Annotated in this window: 1 protein-coding gene; it reads right to left on the minus strand. The window is 39.4% G+C overall.

The window, feature by feature from the left end:
- Nucleotides 1-266 precede the first annotated feature (266 nt).
- On the minus strand, nt 267-543 hold a 277-nt coding region (locus tag A3756_RS28565), incomplete at its 5' end, for an aspartyl/asparaginyl beta-hydroxylase domain-containing protein (protein WP_068552998.1).

Consider the following 543-nt stretch of genomic DNA (forward strand, 5'->3'; position numbering starts at 1 on the left):
CCCAAGCCAAAGAGGAAGAATATACTAACAGCCATGAGCCAATGAATTATAATAGCCACCAAACCGTAAGAACTTACTGTATTCCGGATCATCACACATTCCTGCTAAACAGAAGAAACAATGATGTCACTATAGATCAAGGACACTTGTGCGGAAATATAAAATATGCAGAAGCGTTGTGCATAATTGCACACAGAGTAAATTGGGGTGCGCGCTCTTATTCTAGAAACAAGAGAGTTTTATATCATAGCGAGTATGGAAACTAGTTATGAGAAGATAATAAACGGCGTAGCGATAATTAATAGCAGAATTAACAGCAACAGCGAGTTAAAAACAAACTGAAGCCTTTTATAAAGCGGGCGATTCCGCTTTTTAAAGGCCTTCGACCATTCAAGAAAAGGTGTAACAGTGCTGAATAGGCGGTTAAAAAAACCTTGGCGATCTATCGATGTATTAGGCACTAAAGTTGCGCGTGCCAAGAGCTTGTATACCCAGTTAATCCCTCGACCAAATATATTCATTGGACGCTCAACATCAAACATT

It is taken from the genome of Oleiphilus sp. HI0086 (assembly GCF_001635225.1).